The 19,093-nt window shown below is 72.0% G+C and carries 13 protein-coding genes and 1 pseudogene; 7 read left to right on the top strand and 7 right to left on the bottom strand.

Features of this window, described 5'->3' with window-relative positions; all coding sequences use genetic code 11:
- Window positions 1–23 precede the first annotated feature (23 nt).
- The 4 genes from WME73_RS24355 (at window position 24) to WME73_RS24340 (ending at window position 4,793) form a co-directional block, all read left to right on the top strand.
- Window positions 24–803: a 2,3-dihydro-2,3-dihydroxybenzoate dehydrogenase gene (locus WME73_RS24355; protein ID WP_437747772.1), complete on the top strand. Its 780-nt coding sequence runs from the start codon at window positions 24–26 to the stop codon at window positions 801–803.
- Window positions 804–831: 28 nt separating this feature from the next.
- Entirely contained in the window at window positions 832–1,986 is a 1,155-nt protein-coding gene (locus WME73_RS24350; protein ID WP_437917221.1) for a 3-deoxy-7-phosphoheptulonate synthase, read from the top strand.
- The gene (locus tag WME73_RS24345) at window positions 1,983–3,395 is read left to right on the top strand and encodes a chorismate-binding protein (RefSeq protein WP_437747770.1); all 1,413 of its coding nucleotides are present in this window, start codon (window positions 1,983–1,985) and stop codon (window positions 3,393–3,395) included. Before WME73_RS24350 ends, WME73_RS24345 begins: the two co-directional genes overlap by 4 nt.
- A gap of 123 nt (window positions 3,396–3,518) precedes the next feature.
- Window positions 3,519–4,793, top strand: coding sequence for an MFS transporter (locus tag WME73_RS24340; RefSeq protein ID WP_437917220.1), 1,275 nt, complete (start codon window positions 3,519–3,521; stop codon window positions 4,791–4,793).
- A 45-nt stretch (window positions 4,794–4,838) separates the two neighbouring features.
- Here WME73_RS24340 and thrS read toward each other — a convergent pair whose 3' ends face one another.
- Together thrS and WME73_RS24330 are read right to left on the bottom strand one after the other, a co-directional pair.
- Window positions 4,839–7,103 carry a threonine--tRNA ligase gene (gene thrS, locus WME73_RS24335; RefSeq protein ID WP_437917219.1) on the bottom strand — a complete coding sequence of 755 codons (2,265 nt, stop codon included), beginning with the start codon at window positions 7,101–7,103 and terminating at the stop codon, window positions 4,839–4,841.
- A gap of 348 nt (window positions 7,104–7,451) precedes the next feature.
- Window positions 7,452–8,495: a glucokinase gene (locus tag WME73_RS24330; protein WP_437747767.1), complete on the bottom strand. Its 1,044-nt coding sequence runs from the start codon at window positions 8,493–8,495 to the stop codon at window positions 7,452–7,454.
- Between the two features lie 199 nt (window positions 8,496–8,694).
- Between WME73_RS24330 and WME73_RS24325 the strand changes: the two genes are divergently transcribed.
- The 3 genes from WME73_RS24325 to WME73_RS24315 are packed head-to-tail and all read left to right on the top strand — an operon-like array spanning window position 8,695 to window position 13,471.
- Window positions 8,695–10,695 carry a mechanosensitive ion channel domain-containing protein gene (locus WME73_RS24325; protein WP_437917217.1) on the top strand — a complete coding sequence of 667 codons (2,001 nt, stop codon included), beginning with the start codon at window positions 8,695–8,697 and terminating at the stop codon, window positions 10,693–10,695.
- Entirely contained in the window at window positions 10,692–12,020 is a 1,329-nt protein-coding gene (locus tag WME73_RS24320) for a cation:proton antiporter (RefSeq protein WP_437917216.1), read from the top strand. The genes WME73_RS24325 and WME73_RS24320 overlap by 4 nt, the downstream gene beginning before the upstream one ends.
- Entirely contained in the window at window positions 12,017–13,471 is a 1,455-nt protein-coding gene (locus tag WME73_RS24315) for a cation:proton antiporter (protein ID WP_437917215.1), read from the top strand. The genes WME73_RS24320 and WME73_RS24315 overlap by 4 nt, the downstream gene beginning before the upstream one ends.
- A gap of 12 nt (window positions 13,472–13,483) precedes the next feature.
- Here WME73_RS24315 and WME73_RS24310 read toward each other — a convergent pair whose 3' ends face one another.
- The 5 genes and pseudogenes from WME73_RS24310 to WME73_RS24290 form a co-directional block, all read right to left on the bottom strand.
- Window positions 13,484–14,119: a hypothetical protein gene (locus WME73_RS24310; protein ID WP_437917214.1), complete on the bottom strand. Its 636-nt coding sequence runs from the start codon at window positions 14,117–14,119 to the stop codon at window positions 13,484–13,486.
- Between the two features lie 117 nt (window positions 14,120–14,236).
- Window positions 14,237–14,908 (bottom strand): annotated as a pseudogene (locus WME73_RS24305) (TauD/TfdA dioxygenase family protein); the annotation flags it as partial.
- A 33-nt stretch (window positions 14,909–14,941) separates the two neighbouring features.
- A complete protein-coding gene (locus WME73_RS24300) occupies window positions 14,942–15,922 on the bottom strand; it encodes a quinone oxidoreductase family protein (protein ID WP_437917213.1) in 981 nt (326 codons plus the stop codon).
- Window positions 15,923–16,135: 213 nt separating this feature from the next.
- Window positions 16,136–17,404 carry an endolytic transglycosylase MltG gene (gene mltG / locus WME73_RS24295; protein WP_437917212.1) on the bottom strand — a complete coding sequence of 423 codons (1,269 nt, stop codon included), beginning with the start codon at window positions 17,402–17,404 and terminating at the stop codon, window positions 16,136–16,138.
- 106 nt (window positions 17,405–17,510) lie between these two features.
- Window positions 17,511–19,085 (bottom strand): vWA domain-containing protein, encoded by a 1,575-nt coding sequence (locus tag WME73_RS24290; protein WP_437917211.1) that lies wholly within the window; start codon window positions 19,083–19,085, stop codon window positions 17,511–17,513.
- Window positions 19,086–19,093: the final 8 nt, after the last annotated feature.

Raw genomic sequence — 19,093 nt, 5'->3', positions numbered from 1 at the left:
GGCACGAAACCGTGACACATTCGATGAAGCCTAGATTCGAGAACAAGTCCTTCTTGGTGACCGGGGCTGCGCAGGGCATCGGGGCCGCGGTCACGCGCCTGCTCGTCGCGCAGGGGGCCTTCGTCCACGTCGTCGACGTGAAGGGCGACGCCCTGCAGGCGCTCGCGGCCGAATTGAACCAGCGCGAGCGCGCCGTGGAGCCGCGCCGCGTCGACATCCGTGTCCCCTCGGAGGTGGAAGCCGTCGTGGCGGTCGCCGATGAGGCGCGCCCGCTCGACGGTGTCGTCAACGCAGCTGGGATCCTCGTGCCGGCCGCGTTCGAGGCGGCCACCCCCGAGAGCTGGAAGGAGACCTTCGACGTCAACACGAGCGGCGTCTTCTTCGTCTCGCAGGCCGCCGCGCGGCGCATGCTGCCGCGGAGATCGGGCGTGATCGTCACGGTCGCATCCAACGCCGCGAACACCCCGCGCGTCGGCATGGCGGCCTACTGCGCCTCGAAGGCAGCGGTCACGATGCTCACGCGGTGCATGGGGCTCGAGCTGGCCAGGCACGGCATCCGCTGCAACACCGTCTCTCCTGGCTCGACCGATACGCCCATGCTCCGCGTGCTCACCGGGGACTCCGCGGAGTCGCATCGACGGCTCATCGAGGGCGATCCGGGCCGTTATCGCGTCGGCATCCCGCTGGGCCGTGTCGCCGAGCCAGACGACATCGCGCGAGGGGTCGCGTTTCTCCTCTCGGACGAGGCGCGCCACATCACGATGCACGATCTCGTCGTGGACGGCGGCGCCACCCTTGGTTGAGATCACCGTAGAGAGGGCACAAGTGGAAATGAACAATCTTCAGCGCCGCGAGCAAGAGTATTGGCGACCGCAGGGTTGGCGAACCATGGAACAGCGCTGCGTGCCGCCCTACGCCGGCCAGGAGGTCGCAGCGGTGACCGGGCGGCTCTCGGAGCTCCCGGGCCTCGTGGGCGCCGAGGAGGTGCGCCGCCTCAAGGCGGAGCTCGGGGCCGTGGCCGAAGGACGAGCGTTCGTCCTGCAGATGGGCGACACCGACGAGCGGTTCAGGGAGTCGAGCCCGCGTAACGTCCGCGCGCGCATGGCGACGCTCGGCTCGATGAGCAACTATGTGGGCTTCATGCTCGACAAGCCGGTGATCTCCATCGCGCTCGCGGCGGGGAGCTACGCGCAAACTCCCCTCCGCGCGACGGAGATCGTCGATGGCGTGTCGGTCACGAGCTACTACGGGGAGATGGTGAACGATCCGTCGCCACACCCGTGGGGCCGGACGCCCGACGCGAGGAGGATGTTGTGGGCCTACGAGGCTGCGCAGGCGACGCTGGCGACCATGCGCCAGTGCGGGCTCCGGGTCTTCACCTCGCATCAGGTGGCCAACCTGCTCTTCGAGGAGGCGCTCGTGCGGAGGTGCTCGTCGACGGCCAGCTATCACGCTGCGAGCGCGCACCTCCTGTGGCTCGCGGCCGAGCACCTTCGCGCCGGGAGCGCTTATCTCGAGTTCCTTCGCGGCGTGGACAACCCGATCGGCGTCCGCGTCGGGCCGGAGCTCTCCGCGTCGGAGCTGCTCTCCATCTACATGGCCCTCAACCCGAGGAAGGAGGCGGGGAAGATCGTCGTGATGACCAGCCTCGGGAGCCAGCTCGAACCGTTGCGGGAGTTTGTCCGGGTGTTTCAGGGCGCTCACGCCCCCGTCGTCTGGATGTCGGCGCCGGTGCACGCGGACTCGAGGGCGCGGTCGTTCGAGGCGGCGATGGCGGAAGTGAGCGCCGAGGTCGAGAGGACCGCATCCGCGCACATGGCCGAGGGGAGCCGGCTCGGAGGGCTGCACATCGAGTCCTCGCGCAGGGCCCTCGCGGGAGGGGACGCTGACGAGCGCGACCCCGCGGCCGCCGAGGGCGGGCGGCTATTCGAGAAGACGCTCCAGGTTTGCAGCAAGGTCGCCCACGTATGCGCGAGGACCCAATGAAGACGACCCGTGTCATCACGTTCGACAACCCGCACCCGGAGGTGACGGTCGACGTCTACGCGTCCGCCGTGGCCCAAGCGCTGGAGGCGCGATACCCGGCCTTCGCCGACGAGTTCCTCGGGCTCTTCAGCCACACCTCCGAGGAGGGGACGACGTCGATCGTAGCCGTCGGGAGCGAGCTCTCGATCGAATGCCACAACGCAGGCGACGCCCTCGAGCTGCGGCTCGTGAACGGGGAGACGGTCGAACGCGAGTGCTCGTGCAAGATCGACCATGAGGCCGATTTTCACGAGCAGCTGTTCAGGGCCGTCGCGGCCTTCGTCGACGAGATCAGGCCTTTCCTTGCGCGCCACCACGGACTGCCGCCGTCGACCCTCTTGCTCGGTGGATGGCGGTGCGGCATCGATCCCACGAGGCCCGGCGAGGCGCTCGTCTTCACGATCCCACGCGTCGCGTGTCGGTTGGCCGCGGGCGAGTGCAGCTTCACCCACTTCGAGAGCGACGAGCTCCACGACGTCGGGGCGCGGCTCGTGACCTTCCCTTACGAGTTCAGCCTGTCGGCCAACCCGCGTGTGGCGAAGCGCCAGCTGATCCCCGAGTGCCGCGAGTATGTCGACGCGCTCGTCGGCCTGATCCGCGAGCTCTCGGGTGAAGCCGCGGACAAGGTCGTCATCGGGCGTGAGGTCCGTCTCACGCTCCAGGCGAAGATCTCGCCCGTCCTGCTGCTCCGGCTGACCGCCCCCGCGCGCGGCAAGAAGTATGAATACGTCTTCCGCTGGAGAGGCGGAGAGTCCTGGGTCGGTGTATCGCCAGAGACGCTCCTCATCAAGGAGGGCGACGACATCATCGTCGAGCCTCTGGCAGGCACGCGAAAGGGCTCCGACGCGAGGGAGAAGAGCAGCCGGTACCGCGAGGAGCTCCTCCGCGACGCGAAGGAGACGGAAGAGCACGAGACGGCCGCCAGGATGTTCCATGAGAACCTGAGCGCGGTGTGCGTGCCTGGGTCGATCAAGCGGGTCGAGTCTCGCAACGTCATCGATCTCGGCTACGTCCAGCACCTCAAGAGCACCATCACCGGAACGGTCAAGCCGGACATGAACGTGTTCGGCGCGCTCTCCGCGGTGTATCCCCCGGCGACGATCTGGGGTAAGCCCATCGCATTGAGTGGGCAACGCATTCGCGCCTACGAGAAAATCGATCGCGGCTTCTATACGGGGGCTTTCGGTTATTTCACTCTGGACGATAGCGCAAAATTTGCGCTCGCGATCCGCACTGCGAAGATGAGCGGGAACGATATTCATGTGTACGCTGGCAGTGGAATCGTGAAGGGGAGCGACCCGTACCGGGAATGGCTGGAGACGTCCCTCAAGATGAGCCCATTCCTCACGAGCGAGTTTCTCGTCGGCTGATGCTGGCGACTCTGGCTTGAAACGAAGGGAAAGCAGGTTTCTTGGATGAGCGCATCGTCTCGTACTCTCACAACCGTCGGTCTGGCACTCGGGTTATTCCTTGCCGCCCTCGAGTCGACCGTCGTGGCCACTGCGATGCCGACCGTCATCGGCGAGCTGGGCGGCCATGCCTGGTACGCACTGCCGTTCGCCGTCTACATGCTGTCGATGACCGTGACGAGCCCGCTGTGGGGACGCGCCTCGGACCGGCTCGGACGGCGTAGGCTCTACCTGTTCGGCGTGTTCCTCTTCCTCGCCGGCTCCGCGCTGTCCGGCGCGGCGGGCTCCATGCTGACGCTCATCGCGGGGCGCGCGGTGCAAGGCCTCGGCGCGGGGGCGCTCGGCACGTTGACCTTCGCCATCGTCGGTGAGCTCTATCCGCTCAAGGAGCGCTCCCGGATCCAGGGCATGTTGAGCGGTGTCTGGGGCTTGTCAGGGCTCATCGGCCCCCTCGTGGGGGGCTTGCTCGTCGATCATGCGAGCTGGCGGTGGGTCTTCTACCTCAACATGCCCTTCGGCCTGATCGGCGCGGCCTTCGTGGGGCGATTCCTCGAAGAGTCGCCGATCCCCGAGAAGGCGGCCCCCATCGATCTCGCGGGGGCCGCTCTGTTCACCGCGGGCAGCGGCGCGCTCGTATGGGGCCTCGAGACGCGCAACTGGCCCTTCCTGGTCGCCAGCGTCGCCGTGCTCGCCTGGGCGCTGCGCATCGAGAGCCGGCACCCCGCGCCGCTCCTGCCGTTGCGCCTCTTGCAGGCTCGGCTCCCGCGGGTCGCGGTGATCGGCAATTTCCTGGCCGGCGCGGCCTTCTTTGGAACGGTGTCTTATCTCCCCCTCTATGCTCAAGGCGTTGCTCGCACAGGGGCGACCGCGGCCGGTCTGCTGCTCACCCCGATGGTGCTCGGGTGGACCCTTGCATCGATGAGCCTCGGCGCGATCCTGCCGCGGCTCGGCGTGCCGCGGCTCGCGCGGCTTGGCGCCGGGCTCCTCGTCGCGGCGTTCGCCGGGTTCGTCGCGTTCACCGGAGCGCCCCTCGCCTTGATCGGCGCGTGCGGCTTCGTCGCCGGGACAGGGATGGGCGCCATCATCTTGAGCCTGCTCGTGGGCGCTCAGGAGTGCACGCCCCGGCAGGAGCTCGGCGCGCTCACGGCGGTCCTCATGTTCGCGCGCAGCCTCGGCGGCGGCCTCGGCGTCACGCTCATGGGCGCGCTCATCGGAGATACGGAGGGCGTCGCGCCCACGGATCTCGCGCGGGGTCTCCGCTTCGCCTTCGTCCTCGGCCTGGCATTCGTTGCGCTCGGCCTCGCGTTCGTGGCGCAGCTCCGAGCGGCGGATCTCAAGCGGGCAGCCGAGGCCGCCTGACGCCGGGGGCCCTGGAGAAGGGCCCCACGGCGCCGCGGGTGAACGTCACGTCACGACGGGGATCGCGCACTGCTCGCGCAAGAACTCGGCGAGCGCCTCGGTCTTCATGAAGCCGCGGTCGCTCCCGTCACGCAGCCGGACAGTGGCGCCCTTCGCCTCCACCTCCTTGTCGCCGATGACCAGCATGTGGGGGATCTTCTCGACCTGCGCTTCGCGGATCTTCGCGCCGAGCTTCTCCGAGCTCCGGACGAAGCTCGCCCGGATGCCGTGAGCGCGCAGCGCCTGGGTGACCTGCTCGGCGTGGTCGTTGTGCTTGTCCGATACCGTGACGACGCGCGCCTGCTCCGGTGAGAGCCACGCCGGCAGGGCGCCCGCGTGGTGCTCCAGGAGCACGCCGATGAACCGCTCGATCGAGCCGAGGAGCGCCCGGTGGAGCATGATCGGTTGCTCGAGCTCTCCCTTGGCGTTCACGAACCCGAGCGTGAAGCGCTCGGGGTTGTTGAAGTCGTACTGGAGCGTCGAGCACTGCCATCTACGGTCGAGCGCATCGACCAGCTTGATATCGATCTTCGGCCCGTAGAACGCGCCGCCGCCGGGGTCCACCTGGTACTCGAGGCCGAGGGTCTTGAGGGCCCCCTCGAGGGTGTGTTCGGCCTTGGCCCAGTCCTCCAGGCCGCCGACGTACTTCTCCGGCCGTGTCGAGAGGTTGATGTCGAACTGCTCGAACCCGAACGTGCGGAGCATCTTCAGGATGAAGCGAAGCACGCGGTGGATCTCCTGCTCGACCTGGTCCGCGCGGCAGAACAGGTGCGCGTCGTCCTGGGTGAACCCCCGCACGCGCATCAGGCCGTGCATGACGCCCGCGGCCTCGTACCGGTACACGGTCCCGAGCTCCGCGAGGCGCATCGGGAACTCGCGGTAGCTCCGCGTCCGGCTCTTGACCATGAGGATGTGAAACGGGCAATTCATCGGCTTGCAGCAGTAATCGTGGCCGTCGACCGACATGGGGGAGAACATCCCCTCCCGGTAGAAGTCCCAGTGGCCCGAGGTCTTCCACAGGTCCGCCTTGGCGATGTGCGGCGAGTAGACGATGTCGTAGCCCTCCTCGAGGTGCATCTTGCGCCACTGGTCCTCGATGATGGTGCGCAGGAGCCCGCCCTTCGGGAGCCACATGACGAGGCCGGCCCCGATCTCCTCGACGAAGTGCGGCTCGAAGTGCACCTCGATGTCGGCGTCCTTCCGGGCGCTCACCGCGGCCTTGAAGGCGCTCTTCGACTCCGGCGCCGCCGCGCCGCGGAGCCGGACCTGCAGGCGCGGGCGCGCCTCGTCGCCGCCGCCCGCGCCGCCCGGAGGCGCCTTCGGCGCCTCGCCGAACTTCACCGTTCGCCGGAGCGTCCGCCCGGGGAACGCCGAGGCCGCGGCGCCGAGGGTGTGCTCCACGAGCGCGCGGTCGAGGGGCGCCTCCGCGTCCACGCCGACGTAGAGATCGATCTCGTCCTTCTCGGAGTACGCGTGGGTGTCGTAGCGCTCGGAGACGAGGTAGAGCTCGAGATCCCGCCCGAGCGTCCTGTGGTCGCGCTTCTTCGCCTCCTCCAGGCGGCGCACGTACTTGTCGAGGTCGTCCTTGTTGGGGAAGGCCACGCCGCGCACGCGCTGGAGCGACTGCTTCGTGGCGTCGGCGCGCCAGTAGGCCGCCGAGGACGACGTGATCTTGAACCCCTTGATGAACCCCGCGTGGGGCAGGTGCGGGCCGCGGCAGATATCCACGAACTCGCCGCAGCGGTAGATCGATACGCTGTCATCGGGGATCCAGGACAGGATCTCCGTCTTGTATTCGTTCTTTTGCCCGTACCCCTCGAAGACGTCCAGCGCGTTGTTCTTGGCGACGAGCTGCCACTCGAACTTGATCTTCTCCGCGATGAGCTTCTTCACCTCGGCCTCGATCATCTCGAGGTCGGAAGGGGTGAAGGTTCGGCCGGCAATGTCGAAGTCGTAATAGAACTCGTCACCATGGCTCTTCGGGCCCATCGTGACCTTGGCGCCCGGGAACAGCCGCAGCACGGCCGTCGCCATGAGGTGCTCGGCCGAGTGGTTGATCGTGTCCCTGCCCTCGGGCGTATCGGCCTTCAGCAACTCCAGCTTCGCGCCGTCCCGGAGGGGCACGCGGAGGTCCTGGATCTCCCCGTCGACGCGCGCGACGACGACGACCTCGGCGAGCCTCGGCGAGATGGCCCGGGCGGCGTCGAACGCTGTGTTGCCATCCTCGAGCGCGAGGACCTTCCCATCAGGTAGAACGACCGAAGTTGCCATGACGTGACCTTCTTTTCTCTTTCCCCCGACTGTACGAGCGTCAGGTGTGTCGGTCTTAAAGCACCATGGCACCAACGTGTCAACGCCGCGAGGCCGCGCGCGGCCGCTCGATTCAAGCTTCAAGCCAGAGGCCAAGCCTGGGGCCAGGCGTGAGGCCGAGCGCGAGGAGCTCGTCCGCTCCTGCTCGGAGCCTGCCTGCCACGACGCGGCGCCGCGCGATATGGCCTCTCGGCACCTCGGGGCGAACTGGCGCTCATCCGCCATGGACCGCCGGCGCCGACTCGATAGGAGGCATGGAGTCGCGCGCGCGACTCCAACCCTCCGTCGTGGGCACGAGGACACGGGGCGTCAGGACCTCCGGGCCGCCGGGCGGGCCCGGGGCTGCTCCGCGGCGGCGAGCTCTCTGGCGACGGCGAGCGCGCCCCGCACGCCGACCAGGGGATCGGTGACCACCGCGACGGGCACCTCCTCGAGGAGCGGCGTGAGGCGCCCCTTCTTCACGAAGGACTTCATGAACAGCTCGCGCCTCTGGGGGACGAGGTTCCTCGCGATGTTCCCGAGGACGAAGACCCCGCCGAGCGCGAGCTCGCGCAGGGCGAGGTTGCCGGCCTCGGCGCCGTAGATCTCGACGAACAGGTCGACCGCGCGCGCGGCGGGCCGGAACGCGCGGGCGAGCCCGAGCTCGGCGATCGCCGCGTTGCGGTCGCCCTCGGCGAGGCGGCGCTCGATCGCGCGCGGCACGCGGGCGGCGCGGGCGAAGAAGTCGAAGAGGGCGCCGAGCCCGTCGCCCGAGAGGACCCGCTCGTAGCTCACGTGGTCCGGGTGGCGCTCGGCGAGGAACTGCCACAGCTCGGCCTCGACCGCGGAGCGCGCGGCAAAGTCGGCGTGACCTCCCTCGGTCGGGAGCGTGACGTGGCGGGCGCCATTCCAGAGGAGCCGGGCCTCGCCGAGCCCCGTGCCGGCGGCGATGACGGCCACGTTGTTTCCCTTCGGCCGCGGCCTGCGCTCCGTGAGCGGCTCGATGGACGCGCGGGCGACGTGCAGGCAGCCCGTGGCGCCGACGACGAGGTCGTTCGCGAGGAGCACGCGCGCGATCTTGAGCCGGCGCGACAGCTCGCGCTCCGCGAGGCGCCAGGGCAGGTTCGTGACGGTTGCGACCTGGTCCTTGATGGGGCCCGCGACGCCGAGCACGGCGACGGCGGGGTGGGGGGCGTCGCTGCGCACGAGGAACGGGAGGGCGATCTCCTCGAAGCTCGCGTGGTCGCGGCTGCGGAAGACGGCCTCGGAGAGGGGGCGGCCGCCGGAGCCGCCGTAGAGCGCGAGCCGGGTGTTGGTGCCTCCGATGTCGCCGACGAGCAGCGACGGGGCCACCGATCTGTTGGTCCTTGCCACGCGGGCGCCCTGCCAGCGCCGTGCCTCGGCGGCAAGGCGATCGATCGTCGAGCGAGCGCGGGGATCGAGGATTCCGGGCGGACTCGAGCGCGCGTGATCGCCTGGAAGCGACGACGCGTGGCTCGCGGGCTGCCTGCCGAGGCCGTTTCGCGTCCTGCGCCGCTTGACCGGCGGCCTGCCTCCGGCCGAGAGTGCCTGGGTGCAGCGGCTGTTCTCCGCGCTCCTGGTCGCGCTTGCCGGCCTCCTCGCTCCCGCTGGCGCTGTTTTCGCCGGGCCGGCGCAGGCCGCGCCGTCGCAGGCCGCGTCCGCGCCGTCGCAGGCCGGGTCCGCGCCCTCGCAGGCCGCGTCCGCGCCGTCGCGGGCCGCGTCGGCGCAGGCCGCGTCCGCGGCGGCGCAGGCCGCGTCCGCGCCGTCGCGGGCCGTGTCGGCGCAGGCCGCGTCTGCGGCGGCGCAGGCCGCGTCCGCGCCGTCGCAGGCCGCGCCCGTGCCCTCGCAGCTCGCGCCCCCGCCGGATTCTTCGGTCCAGCCGCCGCTCGTACAGGTCTTGCCACCGCCCGCGGAGGCCCCTCCGGCGTCTGCGCAGGTCGTGCTGGCGCCCGCCCCGGTCCCGCGGCCTCCCGCGCCGCGGCCTGCGCCGGTCGCGCCGGCATCCGCGCCGGTCGGGCCGCCAGCCCCCGCCCCTGACCAGGGCGAGCCGGCGGCTCCCGACCCCCAGCCTTCGCCTCCCGTGGTCGAGCAGCCCGAGGCGCGCGTCGAGCTGCTCGGCAGGACGGTCTTCGCCCTCCGCGTGCACCGGGGCAGCCTCTCTCCTCCGGAGCGCGCCCGTGAGGCGGCGCGCGTGCTGGAGCGCGCCGCCCAGGAGAAGGCGGTCCCGGAGGTCCGCGTCGACGAGCAGGACGGCGTGGCGGTCGTCTACGTCGGCGACCGCCCGCTCGTCCACGTCGGCCCCGAGGACGCGGCGGCGGCAGGCCACACCACGGTCGCGGCCCACGCCGCCGCGGTCGCCGGCACGGTGCGCGACGTCCTCGCCAAGGAGCACAGCAGGAGCCGCCTCGCGACGAGCGTCTTCTCGTTCTCGCTGCTCGTCTTCTCGGGGCTGATCGCGCTGCTCCTGCTCCGCAAGGTCGGCGAGCTCGTCGAGCGAGGGCGCGCCTGGGTCGCCGAGCACCCGGAGCGGCTCCCGGCGCTGCACGTCCGCGGCATCGAGATGCTCCGGCCCGCCGCGTCGCAGGGCGCGCTCTCGGTCGCGCTCGGCGCCGCCGGCGTCCTCGTCCGGCTGGGCATCGCCTACATCTGGATCCTCTTCGCCCTCTCCTTGTTCGCCTCCACGCGCGGCACCAGCGAGAAGCTCACCGGCTTCGTGCTCGCGCCCATGTCGGAGCTCATGGGGCGCATCGCGCGGAGCGTCCCGGTGCTCGTGCTCGCGATCCTCGCGACGCTCGCGGTCATCGTCCTCATCCGCTTCGTGGGGCTGTTCTTCGGGAGCGTGGGCCGGGGTGAGACGTCGCTCGGGTGGCTCCCGTCCGATCTCGCGGTCGCCACCGGCGTCCTTGTCCGCTTCGGCATCCTCGTGGCCGCGCTGCTCCTCGCGGCCCCGCTCATCACCGGCACCGACGAGGGGGCGTTCACGCGGATCGGCTTCGTCGTGCTCGCGGCGGCCGGGCTCGCCAGCACGCCGCTCATCGCGTCGGCGGCCGTCGGCCTCTCGGTCATCTACGGGCGGCGCCTGCGCGTCGGCGACATCGCCGACGTGGGCGGCCGCGCCGGGCGGGTCCGCGAGCTGACGCTGTTCGAGGCGCGCCTCGAGGACGAGGACGGCTGCGTCGTGCGCGTGCCGCACCTGCTCAGCCTGTTCCACCCGACGCGCATCCGCGGCCGCCCTCCGGTCGTGGCCGTCGAGATCAGCGTCGACCCCGCCGCCGATCTCGATCGGGTGCGCGAGCTGCTCCTGAAGACGGGCTCGGGCCTCGGCAGCCGCGCCCGCGCCGCGCTCGTCGCGATCGACGAGGGGGGCGCTCATTTCCGGGCCACGATGGCCTGCGACGGCGACGACGTGCGCAGCCGCTGGCTCACCGCGGTGGCGCAGGCCCTCGTCGCCGCGGACATCCCGCTCGGGCGCGCGCCGGCGTCCTCCGTCGGCGCGCGGCGCGCCGCGCCCGCGCCCGCGCCCGCGCCGGTCGACCGGAGCGCCGCCTCGTGAACGCCGTATGGCTCCTGATGGGGCTCCTCGTGCTGTCGTACCTCGGCAGCTCGCTCGTCAGCGGCCGCGTGCTCCGGGGCATCGGCCTCCCTTCCGGCGCCGAGTACGTCGTGCTCGGCTTCGTGCTGGGGCCCTCGGCGCTCGGGCTGCTCGAGCCCTCGTCGCTCGCCGCGTTCGAGCCCGTGGCGGGCGTCGCGCTCGGCTGGCTCGCGGTGGTCGTCGGCCTCGACTTCGGCTTCGTCGGCAGCCGCCGCGTGCGGCCGTCCCGGATGGCGCTCTGCGTGCTCATGAGCCTCCTGACCGGCGGCGCGGTGGCCGCCGCGGTCTGGTTCGCGGCGGCCCACGTCGCTCCCTCGCTCGATCGCGGCGACCGCGTGCTGCTCGCGGCGGGCGTGGGCGCCGTCTCCGCCGAGACGACGCGGCACGCGGTGCTGTGGGTCACGCAGCGATACAGCGCGAGCGGCAAGCTCTCGGACCTCATCGCCGACATCGCCGACTGCGACGATCTCGGCCCGCTGCTCATGATGGGCGGCGCGTTCGCGCTCGTCCCGCAGGCGACGGCCCAGTGGCCGATCCCGTTCTGGGGGTGGACGGTCGTGACGGCGCTCATCGGCGTGGTGCTCGGGCTCATCGCGGTCGTGCTCCTCGGGAGCGATTTCCGCCTCATCCAGAGCTGGGGCGTGCTGCTCGGGGCCTCGCTGCTGACGATGGGCACGAGCGCCCGGGTCGGCCTGTCGCCGCTGTTCGCGGCGTTCGCGATGGGCGTGACGATCGCCGCCTTGTCGCGGCACCGCGACGAGATCGTCGCCATGGTCGCGCCGACCGAGCGGCCGGTCATCCTGCCGGCGCTCCTGCTCGCGGGCGCGCACGTGAACCCGAAGGCGGCGCCGTTCCTGCCCTGGATCGTGGCGATCGCGCTCGGGGCGAGGCTCGTGGGCAAGCTCGCGACCGGGCTCGTCTTCCGCGTCGTGTCGCCCGACGCGCGCGAGACGTCGCCGTGGCTCGGCCTCGGGCTGCTCTCGTCCGGCGCGGTGGCGATGAGCGTCGGCCTCGCCTTCGCGCTGCGCTTTCCGGGCCCGGTCGGGCACACCGTCCTCTTCGCCGCGGCGGCCGCGGCCGTGTTCGGCGAGCTCGTCGGGCCGCAGGCGCTTCGCGCCACGCTCCGCAAGGCCGGCGAGCTCGCCGCGCCCGAGCGGGAGTCGCTCTTCTTCGGCCGCGGCCTGGCCCGCGCCGGGCGCGGCGCCGCGCCCGGCGAGGGAGGCGGCCCGCCGTCGCCCGCGGCGCCGCGTGGGGGAGGGATGAGGAATGAAGAGGTGTCACCGTGAGCGCCGCAGCACTCCCTGACGTCGAGCCCGCCGGATCGGCCGCGCCGGCCGATCCGGTCGCGCCCGCCGAGCAGCAGGGCGCGCCCTCCGCGCGCCACCACGGGTCGGCCCCCAAGGGGCCGCTGAACCACCTCACGCACGCCGTCGCGCTCGTGATCCTGTTCGGGCTGCTCTACGCCACGACGCGCGCGGTCCCTCACGAGCACGGGCCCGCAGGGGCGGTCGCTTCGATCGGCTTCCTCCTGCTCGCGGGCACGCTCGCGAGCGAGCTCGTCGAGCCGCTCCGCCTGCCGCACATCTCGGGCTACATCTTCGCGGGCATCGTCGCCGGCCCGCACGTCTTGAAGCTCGTCGACCACCACGCCGTGGAGGAGATCTCGCGGGTCAACGCGCTGGCGCTGGCGCTCATCGCGCTCGCGGGCGGCGCCGAGCTGCGGATCGACATCGTCAAGAAGAGCCTGAAGAGCATCCTCCTGCACAACCTCGTCCAGACGGCGCTCGTCTTCGTGGTGATGACGGGCGTCTTCTACGCGGCGCGCTCGCTGGTGCCGTTCGCGGCCGAGCTCTCGACCACGGCGGCGTTCGGCGTGGCCGTCCTGTGGGGCGTCATCGCGGTGACCCGCAGCCCCTCGGCCGTGCTCGGGATCCTCTCCCAGACGCGCGCGACCGGCCCCGTCGCGATGCACACGCTCGCGTTCGTGATGACGTCGGACATCATCGTCATCGTCGTGACGGCGGTCGCGCTCTCCACGGTGCGGCCGCTCATCGAGCCGGGCGCGACGATGTCGATGCACGAGATCGAGCTGCTCGGCCGCGAGATCCTGGGGAGCATCTCGATCGGCACGACGCTCGGCCTCGCGCTCGCGGCCTACATGCGGCTCATCGGCCGCCAGCTCATCCTCGTGTTCGTGGCGCTCGGCTTCGGCGCGACGGAGGTGCTGCGGTACCTCCGCTTCGACGCGCTGCTCGTGTTCGTGGTGGCCGGCTTCGTCGTCGCGAACCTGTCGAAGCAGGGCGAGAAGCTGGTGCACGCGGTCGAGGACGCCGCGAGCGTGGTGTTCGTGCTGTTCTTCGCGACGGCCGGCGCGCACCTCGACCTGCCCCTCTTGCGGCAGATGTGGCCTGTCGCGCTGCTCTTCGGCGTCTCGCGCGCCCTGGTGACGTGGGTCGCGAACCGCATCGGCAACCGGCTGGCGGACGATCCGCCGCTCTTGCGGCGGTGGTCGTGGTGCGGGCTGGTCTCGCAGGCCGGGCTGACGCTCGGGATCAGCCTGACCATCGAGCGCGCGTTCCCGAGCCTCGGCGCCGGCTTCCGCGCGCTCGTCGTCGGGTGCGTGGCGCTGAACGAGGTGTTCGGCCCGATCCTCTTCAAGTACGCGCTCGACCGCGCCGGCGAGACGGCGGTCGAGGCCTCGCGCGGGTCGCTGCCGAACCTCGGGCGCCACGGGTGAGCCGAGGCCCTGTCACGGGGTGAACCGGAGCGAGTAGCTCACCACGGTGGCGCCTCGCCTCGGCTTCAGGAAGTCGATCTGCTCGAAGACGCCGACCACGCACTTCGTGAACGCCTGGCCCTTGAGCGCCGTCCGCGGCTTGCGCACCTCGGCCTTGCCGCCGTCCTTCTCGATGCGGAGATCGATGCCGAAGTCGCCGCCCTTGGTCGGGTCCTCGGCGAGCGCGAAGCAGCGGCGGAGCTCGTCGAAGTGGGGCGCGACCGAGCGCTTGATCGGCTCCTTGGTGAAGTCGTCGTGCGGGCCGCCGCCGATGTGCATGCCGATGTTGGCGACCTTGACCTTCGGGAGCGGCCCGGCGTCGGCTGGCGCCGCCGCATCGGGCGCGGCGCTGGCGGCGGGCGCGGCGCTGGCGGCGGCGACCGTCGTCTCGGCGGCGGGCGCGGCGCTGGCGGCGGGCGCGGCGCTGGCGGTGGGAGCAGCGCTCGAGGCCGAGGCGGCGGGGTCGGGGGGAGCGGACGGAGCGGCGGTCGCGGAGGCGGCCTGCGTCACTTCGGCCGGGGGCGCGGCGCGGGGCGAGCAGCCGGCGGTAGCGGCCGCGAAGGCGAGGGGAGCGGAGAGCGTGAGGAGGAACGGAGCGGGACGGCGCATGATGGCGCGCGAATCTACACCGCGGCGCGCGCAGATCCAGGAAGCGGGGCGCGGCGCGACCAGGACCGAGGCGACCAGAGGAAAGGCGCCCTGATCTCTCGTGGATCCGAGGGGTGGTCAGTAGGGCTGGTCGCCGACGATCCCGGCGCGCTCCATCTTGCGCACCGCAGGCCAGTAATCCTGGACCGCGTAGTGCTGGGTGCAGCGGTTGTCCCGGAGCGCGACGCTGTTCTTCCTCCAGCGGAAGCGGACATGAACCTCGGGGATCGCCGCCTGGCTGATCAGGTAGCTCAGCAGGTGGCTCGCCCCGGGCGCGAAGTCCTGGCCGACGCGGACGTTGTCCGGCGTGTGGAAGTTGACGAAATGCGTCGTGAAGCTGTTGACGAACAGGACTTTTTCGCCGGTCTCCGGGTGGGTACGCACCACCGGATGCTCCGCATCGGGATAGCTGGCCTCGAGCGCATGGCGCTTCGCCATCGGCAGGGCGGCGCCGAAGGTGGCCTCCATGCTGTGCCTGGCGCGCAGCCCGGCGATCTGCCGCTTGATGTGCTCGGGCAGCCGTCGGTACGCCTCGACCATGTTGACCCAGATGGTGTCGCCGCCGACGTCCGGTGTCTCGACGCAGCGCAGGACGCAGCCCATCGGCGGCGCTTCGCGCCATGTAGCGTCGCAATGATAGGAGTTCTCGTAGTGCTCCGGCGGGCTGCTAGATCCGCGCGTCACCGCGCGGACGGCGCCCGAGCCGGCGGTTGCTGAGCTTGTCATGTCCGGTCCTCCTGGATGCGTTGGCGTCGGCGCGGCGATCTGCGGCCCCAACACGCGCTACACGACGAAGATCGACGAGCCCGTCGTCTTGCGCGACTCGAGATCCCGGTGCGCCTGCGCCGCGTCCTCCAGCCTGTAGCGCTGGTTGATCTCGATCCGGATCCGCCCCGCGGCGACGTGGTCGAACAGCTCGCCTGCGAGCGCTCTCTTCTCCTCGGGATCGGCGATGTAGTCGGCGAGCGCCGGGCGGGTGACGAACACCGATCCTTTGGCCCCCAGCAGCGCCACGTCGAGCGGCGGCACCGGGCCCGAGGCCGCGCCCAGGCACACGAGCAGGCCGCGCCGCTTCAGCGAGCCGAGCGACCCGGCGAACGTGTCCTTGCCGACGCCGTCATAGGCGACCGTCACGCCGGCCCCGCCCGTCAGATCGCGCACGCGCCTGGCCACGTCGCCGCGGCCATAAATGAGGACGTGATCGGCGCCGTGGGCGCGGGCGATCTCCCCCTTGGCCTCGGTCGACACCGCGCCGATCACCGTGAGCCCGAGGAGCTTTGCCCACTGCGAGACGATCAGGCCCACGCCGCCCGCCGCCGCGTGCAGCAGGATGCTGTCGCCGGCCTTCAAGGGCCAGATGCGGCGCATCAGGTACGCCGACGTGAGGCCCCGCATGGTCATCGCAGCGGCCGTCTCGTGGCCGATGCCCTCTGGCAGCCGGATCAGCGGCGCCGCGAGGACGATCCGCTCGGTGCAGTACGCCCCGAGCGTGTCCAGGAAGCCGGTGTACGTCACCCGGTCGCCCGGCGCGACGTTCGTGACGCCCTCGCCGACGGCATCGACCACGCCGGAGGCCTCGACCCCGATGCCGCTGGGAAGCGGGACGGGATAGACCCCGGCGCGAAAGTAGGTATCGGCGAAGTTGAGCCCCACCGCGACGTGCCGGACCCGCGCTTGGCCGGGGCCCGGGCTGCCGACGACGGCGTCTTCGCAGCGCAGGACTTCCGGTCTGCCGGTCTCGTGGAATCGGACTGCCTGTCCCATGAAACGTCCCCCCATTCCGCGCCGCAGCGCTCTCTCTCGTCCCCGGCGGCTCGGAACGCAAGGGCACCGCGTGGATGAGCCCGTCCGAGCGCGCAGCTGCGCTATCCCCTGGACGGGCTCGTCTCGTTCGACGGCTCGCTCTGGACGGGCTCCGCGTCGGTGCCCGAGGGCGCCGCCTCGCGCAGGAGAGCTGCCGTGTCGCGCCGCCCGCGCCTAGGGCGCCGTCGCGTCGCGGCGCTTTTGCACGGCGTCGTTGTGGTCGTCCAGGCTCTCGCTGAAGCGATGGCGACCGCCGCCCGCGGCCACGAAATAGAGGTACTTCGTCGCCGCGGGCGCCAGCACGGCCGCGATCGACGGCGCCCCAGGGTTGGCGATCGGCCCGGGCGGCAGCCCCGGGTGCGCGTAGGTGCTGTAGCGGTTCCTCGGATCCCGCACCACGGCGGGCGTGGCCTTGCCGCTCCACTCGGCGCACGACGGCGCCTCCTCGGGCCAGGCGACGCAGCCGTAGAGCGCTGTCGCGTCGGACTGCAGCTTGCGAGAGCGGAAGCTCGGATCGAGGAGCCGGTTCAGGAACACGCTCGCGATGAGCGGCCGCTCCTCCTCGACGACCGCCTCCTTCTCGATGATGGAGGCCAGCGTGAGCACCTCGCGGCGACCCCAGCCGAGCGTCGCCTGGAGCGCCGCGAGCCCGTCCTTGCTCTGCGCCGCGAGCGCGCTCCACCGCCGGTCGGACTCGGCGACGAGGCGCCGCGCCACGTCGCGCGCGTCGGAGTCCAGCGCGAGCTCGTACGTTGCCGGGAAGAGGTATCCCTCCGCGCTCTCCGCGCCCACGGCGCCGCCGCGCTCGATGCCGAGCGCGTCGAGGAACGCGCCGTCGGTGGTGGCCGCGAGGAACGTCTTCCGGCCGGCGATGCGCAGCTTCTCCAGCCGGGCGGCGATGTCGAAGCGGCTGAAGCCCTCGGGGATCGTGAGCTTCGCCGTGGGGCGCCCCTCCGCGCGCGTGAGCAGCTGCCGCAGCTCCCGCGGCGTCGCGCCCTCGAAGAGCAGGTGAGGGCCCGGCACGAACGCCTCGGTGCCGCCGGTCGCGCCGAGGTAGAGCGCCATGGCGCGCTCGCTCTCGACGAGCCCCTCGGCCGCGAGGAGCGCGGCGGCCTCGCCCGCGTCGAGCCCGCCCGGCCAGTTGATCTCCACGACGCGCCCCCGGTCCGGCGCCCTCGCGCGCCCGAAGCCGAACACCAGCGCGAGGAGCGCGGCGCACGCCGCCATGACCACGCCCGCGAGCCCGAGGAGCAGCGCGCGCCCGCGCCCGGCCCGGGGCTGGGCAGGGCGCCGCGACGCCGGCGAGCGCTGCCCCGCGCCGCGCGAGCGCCGCGCGGGGGTCGCCTTCCGGGTCGACGGCGGCTCGCGCGGCGGCGAGCCCTGCGCGCCGTCGCCACCCGTCCGGCGGTTTCCCGGCCGGCTCGCCCTAGGTCGAACGCCCACCGCCGGGAGTCAAAACCCGAAAGCCCGACGCGTGTCAACGCCCCGCGTCGCCGCGGGGCAGGGGCCGGAGCGCGCCGTCCGCGCCGCCCGCGCCGAGCGCCGCGCGTCAGCGCGCCAGATCGAAGGCCTCCGCCTCGTTGCGGCGGACGGCGCTCTTGCCCTGGCGGGACTGCGCCGGGGCGGGCCGCGGCGCCGCTGCCGCCGGGGCCTGCGCGAAGCCGCCCGGCCCCGCGGCGGCCGGCGGCGGCGTGGCGAACGCCGGCGGTGTGGCGAAGTCCGTGCCCGCCCGCTCCAGCGCGGCGAGCTGGCCCTCGAAATCGGACGCCACGTCCTTCGCGCGGTTCGCCGGGGCGCTGCGCTTCGCCTTGTCGGCCGCCTTCTTGAGCGACTGCTGCTGCGCGTCGAGCTTGCTGCGCGCCTCGTCGAGCCGCCCCTGCTCGAACAGGAAGTTGGCCTGCTTCAGCGCCGCCGCCGTCTCGCTGCGCTGTGCGCGCCCCGCGACGAGCGCGTCGAGCTCGCTCGCGTCGGCGTCGCTCTCCGCGATCGCGACGCCGAGCTTGCCCACGCACCGGGCGTCGGTCCTGGCGACGAGGTCCCGGTAGGTGAGGCCCACGTCGGCGATGGGGGAGTCGCCGCGCACGTCGCCGCCGGGGCCGCCGAGGCCGCCGAGGCGCACCTTGAGCAGGACCGTCTTCACCTCCCCCGCCGCGAACGCGCCGAGCGGCACGATGACCTGACCGCCGGCCCGCCGGAACGAGCGATCGAAGACCCGATCGAGCTCCACGCCGGGCGCGAGGTCGATCGCGAGCTCCGCGCCGCTCGCGACGGACGCCGTGAGCTGCTCGGCCTCCGCCTCGAAGATGCGCGCGAGCGCGGCGTCGTTCTCGACGAAGTAGTGCCGGCCGTTCGAGTCGAGCGCGATCGCCGACAGGATCTTCTCGTTGTAATCGACGTCGACCCCGATGGTCGTGATCGCGACGCCGCGATCGCGCGCCCGCTGCGCCATCGCGCGGAAGCCGGGGACGTCGCGGACCCCGTGGTTGGCGTCGCCGTCGCTGAGGACGAGCATCCGGCTCACGCCGGCGCTCGTCTGACCGAGCAGCGAGAGGCCCTCCTCGATGCCACACGAGATGCACGTGTCGCCGCCGAGCGAGATGCCGCGGACGCTCGCGAGGATGCGGCCGCGCGTGTCCGGCCCGACGGTGGTGGGCGGCACGACCACGCTGGTCCTCGTGTCGAAGGTGACCACCGACACGACGTCGCCGTCGTTCAAGCGGCTCACGGCGGTCGTCGCCGCCTGGACGGCGTTGGTGAGGCGGGTGCCCTTCATCGAGCCGGAGCGATCGATGACGAGCGAGAGGTTCGCCTGCGCCTGCGACCTCGCGGGCGACCCGTCGCCGCGGACCTCGAACATCAGGAACGTCTCCTGCGCCGAGCGAGGCAGGCGGGCGTGACCGACGCGCCCCTCCAGCATCAGCCTCGACCCGGTGGTGAAGCGGCTCGGATCGACCGCCGCCACGGCGCCGCCCGTCACCTCGGGGACCTGGCGGGGCGGCTCGGTGATCACCTCCGGGACCGCCGTGACGGAGCTCCCGCCCCCGGACGGGGCCAGGGAGTAGACGGAGACGCTCGTGAACATCATGCCGAGGGCGGAGAACAGGGCGACGTGGGTCGGCTTCATGGCTCCTC

This window comes from Sorangium sp. So ce302, from assembly GCF_051530145.1.
Lineage (GTDB): Bacteria > Myxococcota_A > Polyangia > Polyangiales > Polyangiaceae > Sorangium > Sorangium cellulosum_B.
This window is presented reverse-complemented; position numbering and strand designations above follow the sequence as displayed.

Bases quoted from the DNA above. Each gene is read 5' to 3' on its own strand.
- WME73_RS24355 (WP_437747772.1), top strand. From the start codon at position 24: ATGAAGCCTAGATTCGAGAACAAGTCCTTCTTGGTGACCGGGGCTGCG.
- WME73_RS24350 (WP_437917221.1), top strand. From the start codon at position 832: ATGAACAATCTTCAGCGCCGCGAGCAAGAGTATTGGCGACCGCAGGGT.
- WME73_RS24345 (WP_437747770.1), top strand. From the start codon at position 1,983: ATGAAGACGACCCGTGTCATCACGTTCGACAACCCGCACCCGGAGGTG.
- thrS (WP_437917219.1), bottom strand. From the start codon at position 7,103: ATGGCAACTTCGGTCGTTCTACCTGATGGGAAGGTCCTCGCGCTCGAG.
- WME73_RS24310 (WP_437917214.1), bottom strand. From the start codon at position 14,119: ATGCGCCGTCCCGCTCCGTTCCTCCTCACGCTCTCCGCTCCCCTCGCC.
- WME73_RS24300 (WP_437917213.1), bottom strand. From the start codon at position 15,922: ATGGGACAGGCAGTCCGATTCCACGAGACCGGCAGACCGGAAGTCCTG.
- WME73_RS24290 (WP_437917211.1), bottom strand. From the start codon at position 19,085: ATGAAGCCGACCCACGTCGCCCTGTTCTCCGCCCTCGGCATGATGTTC.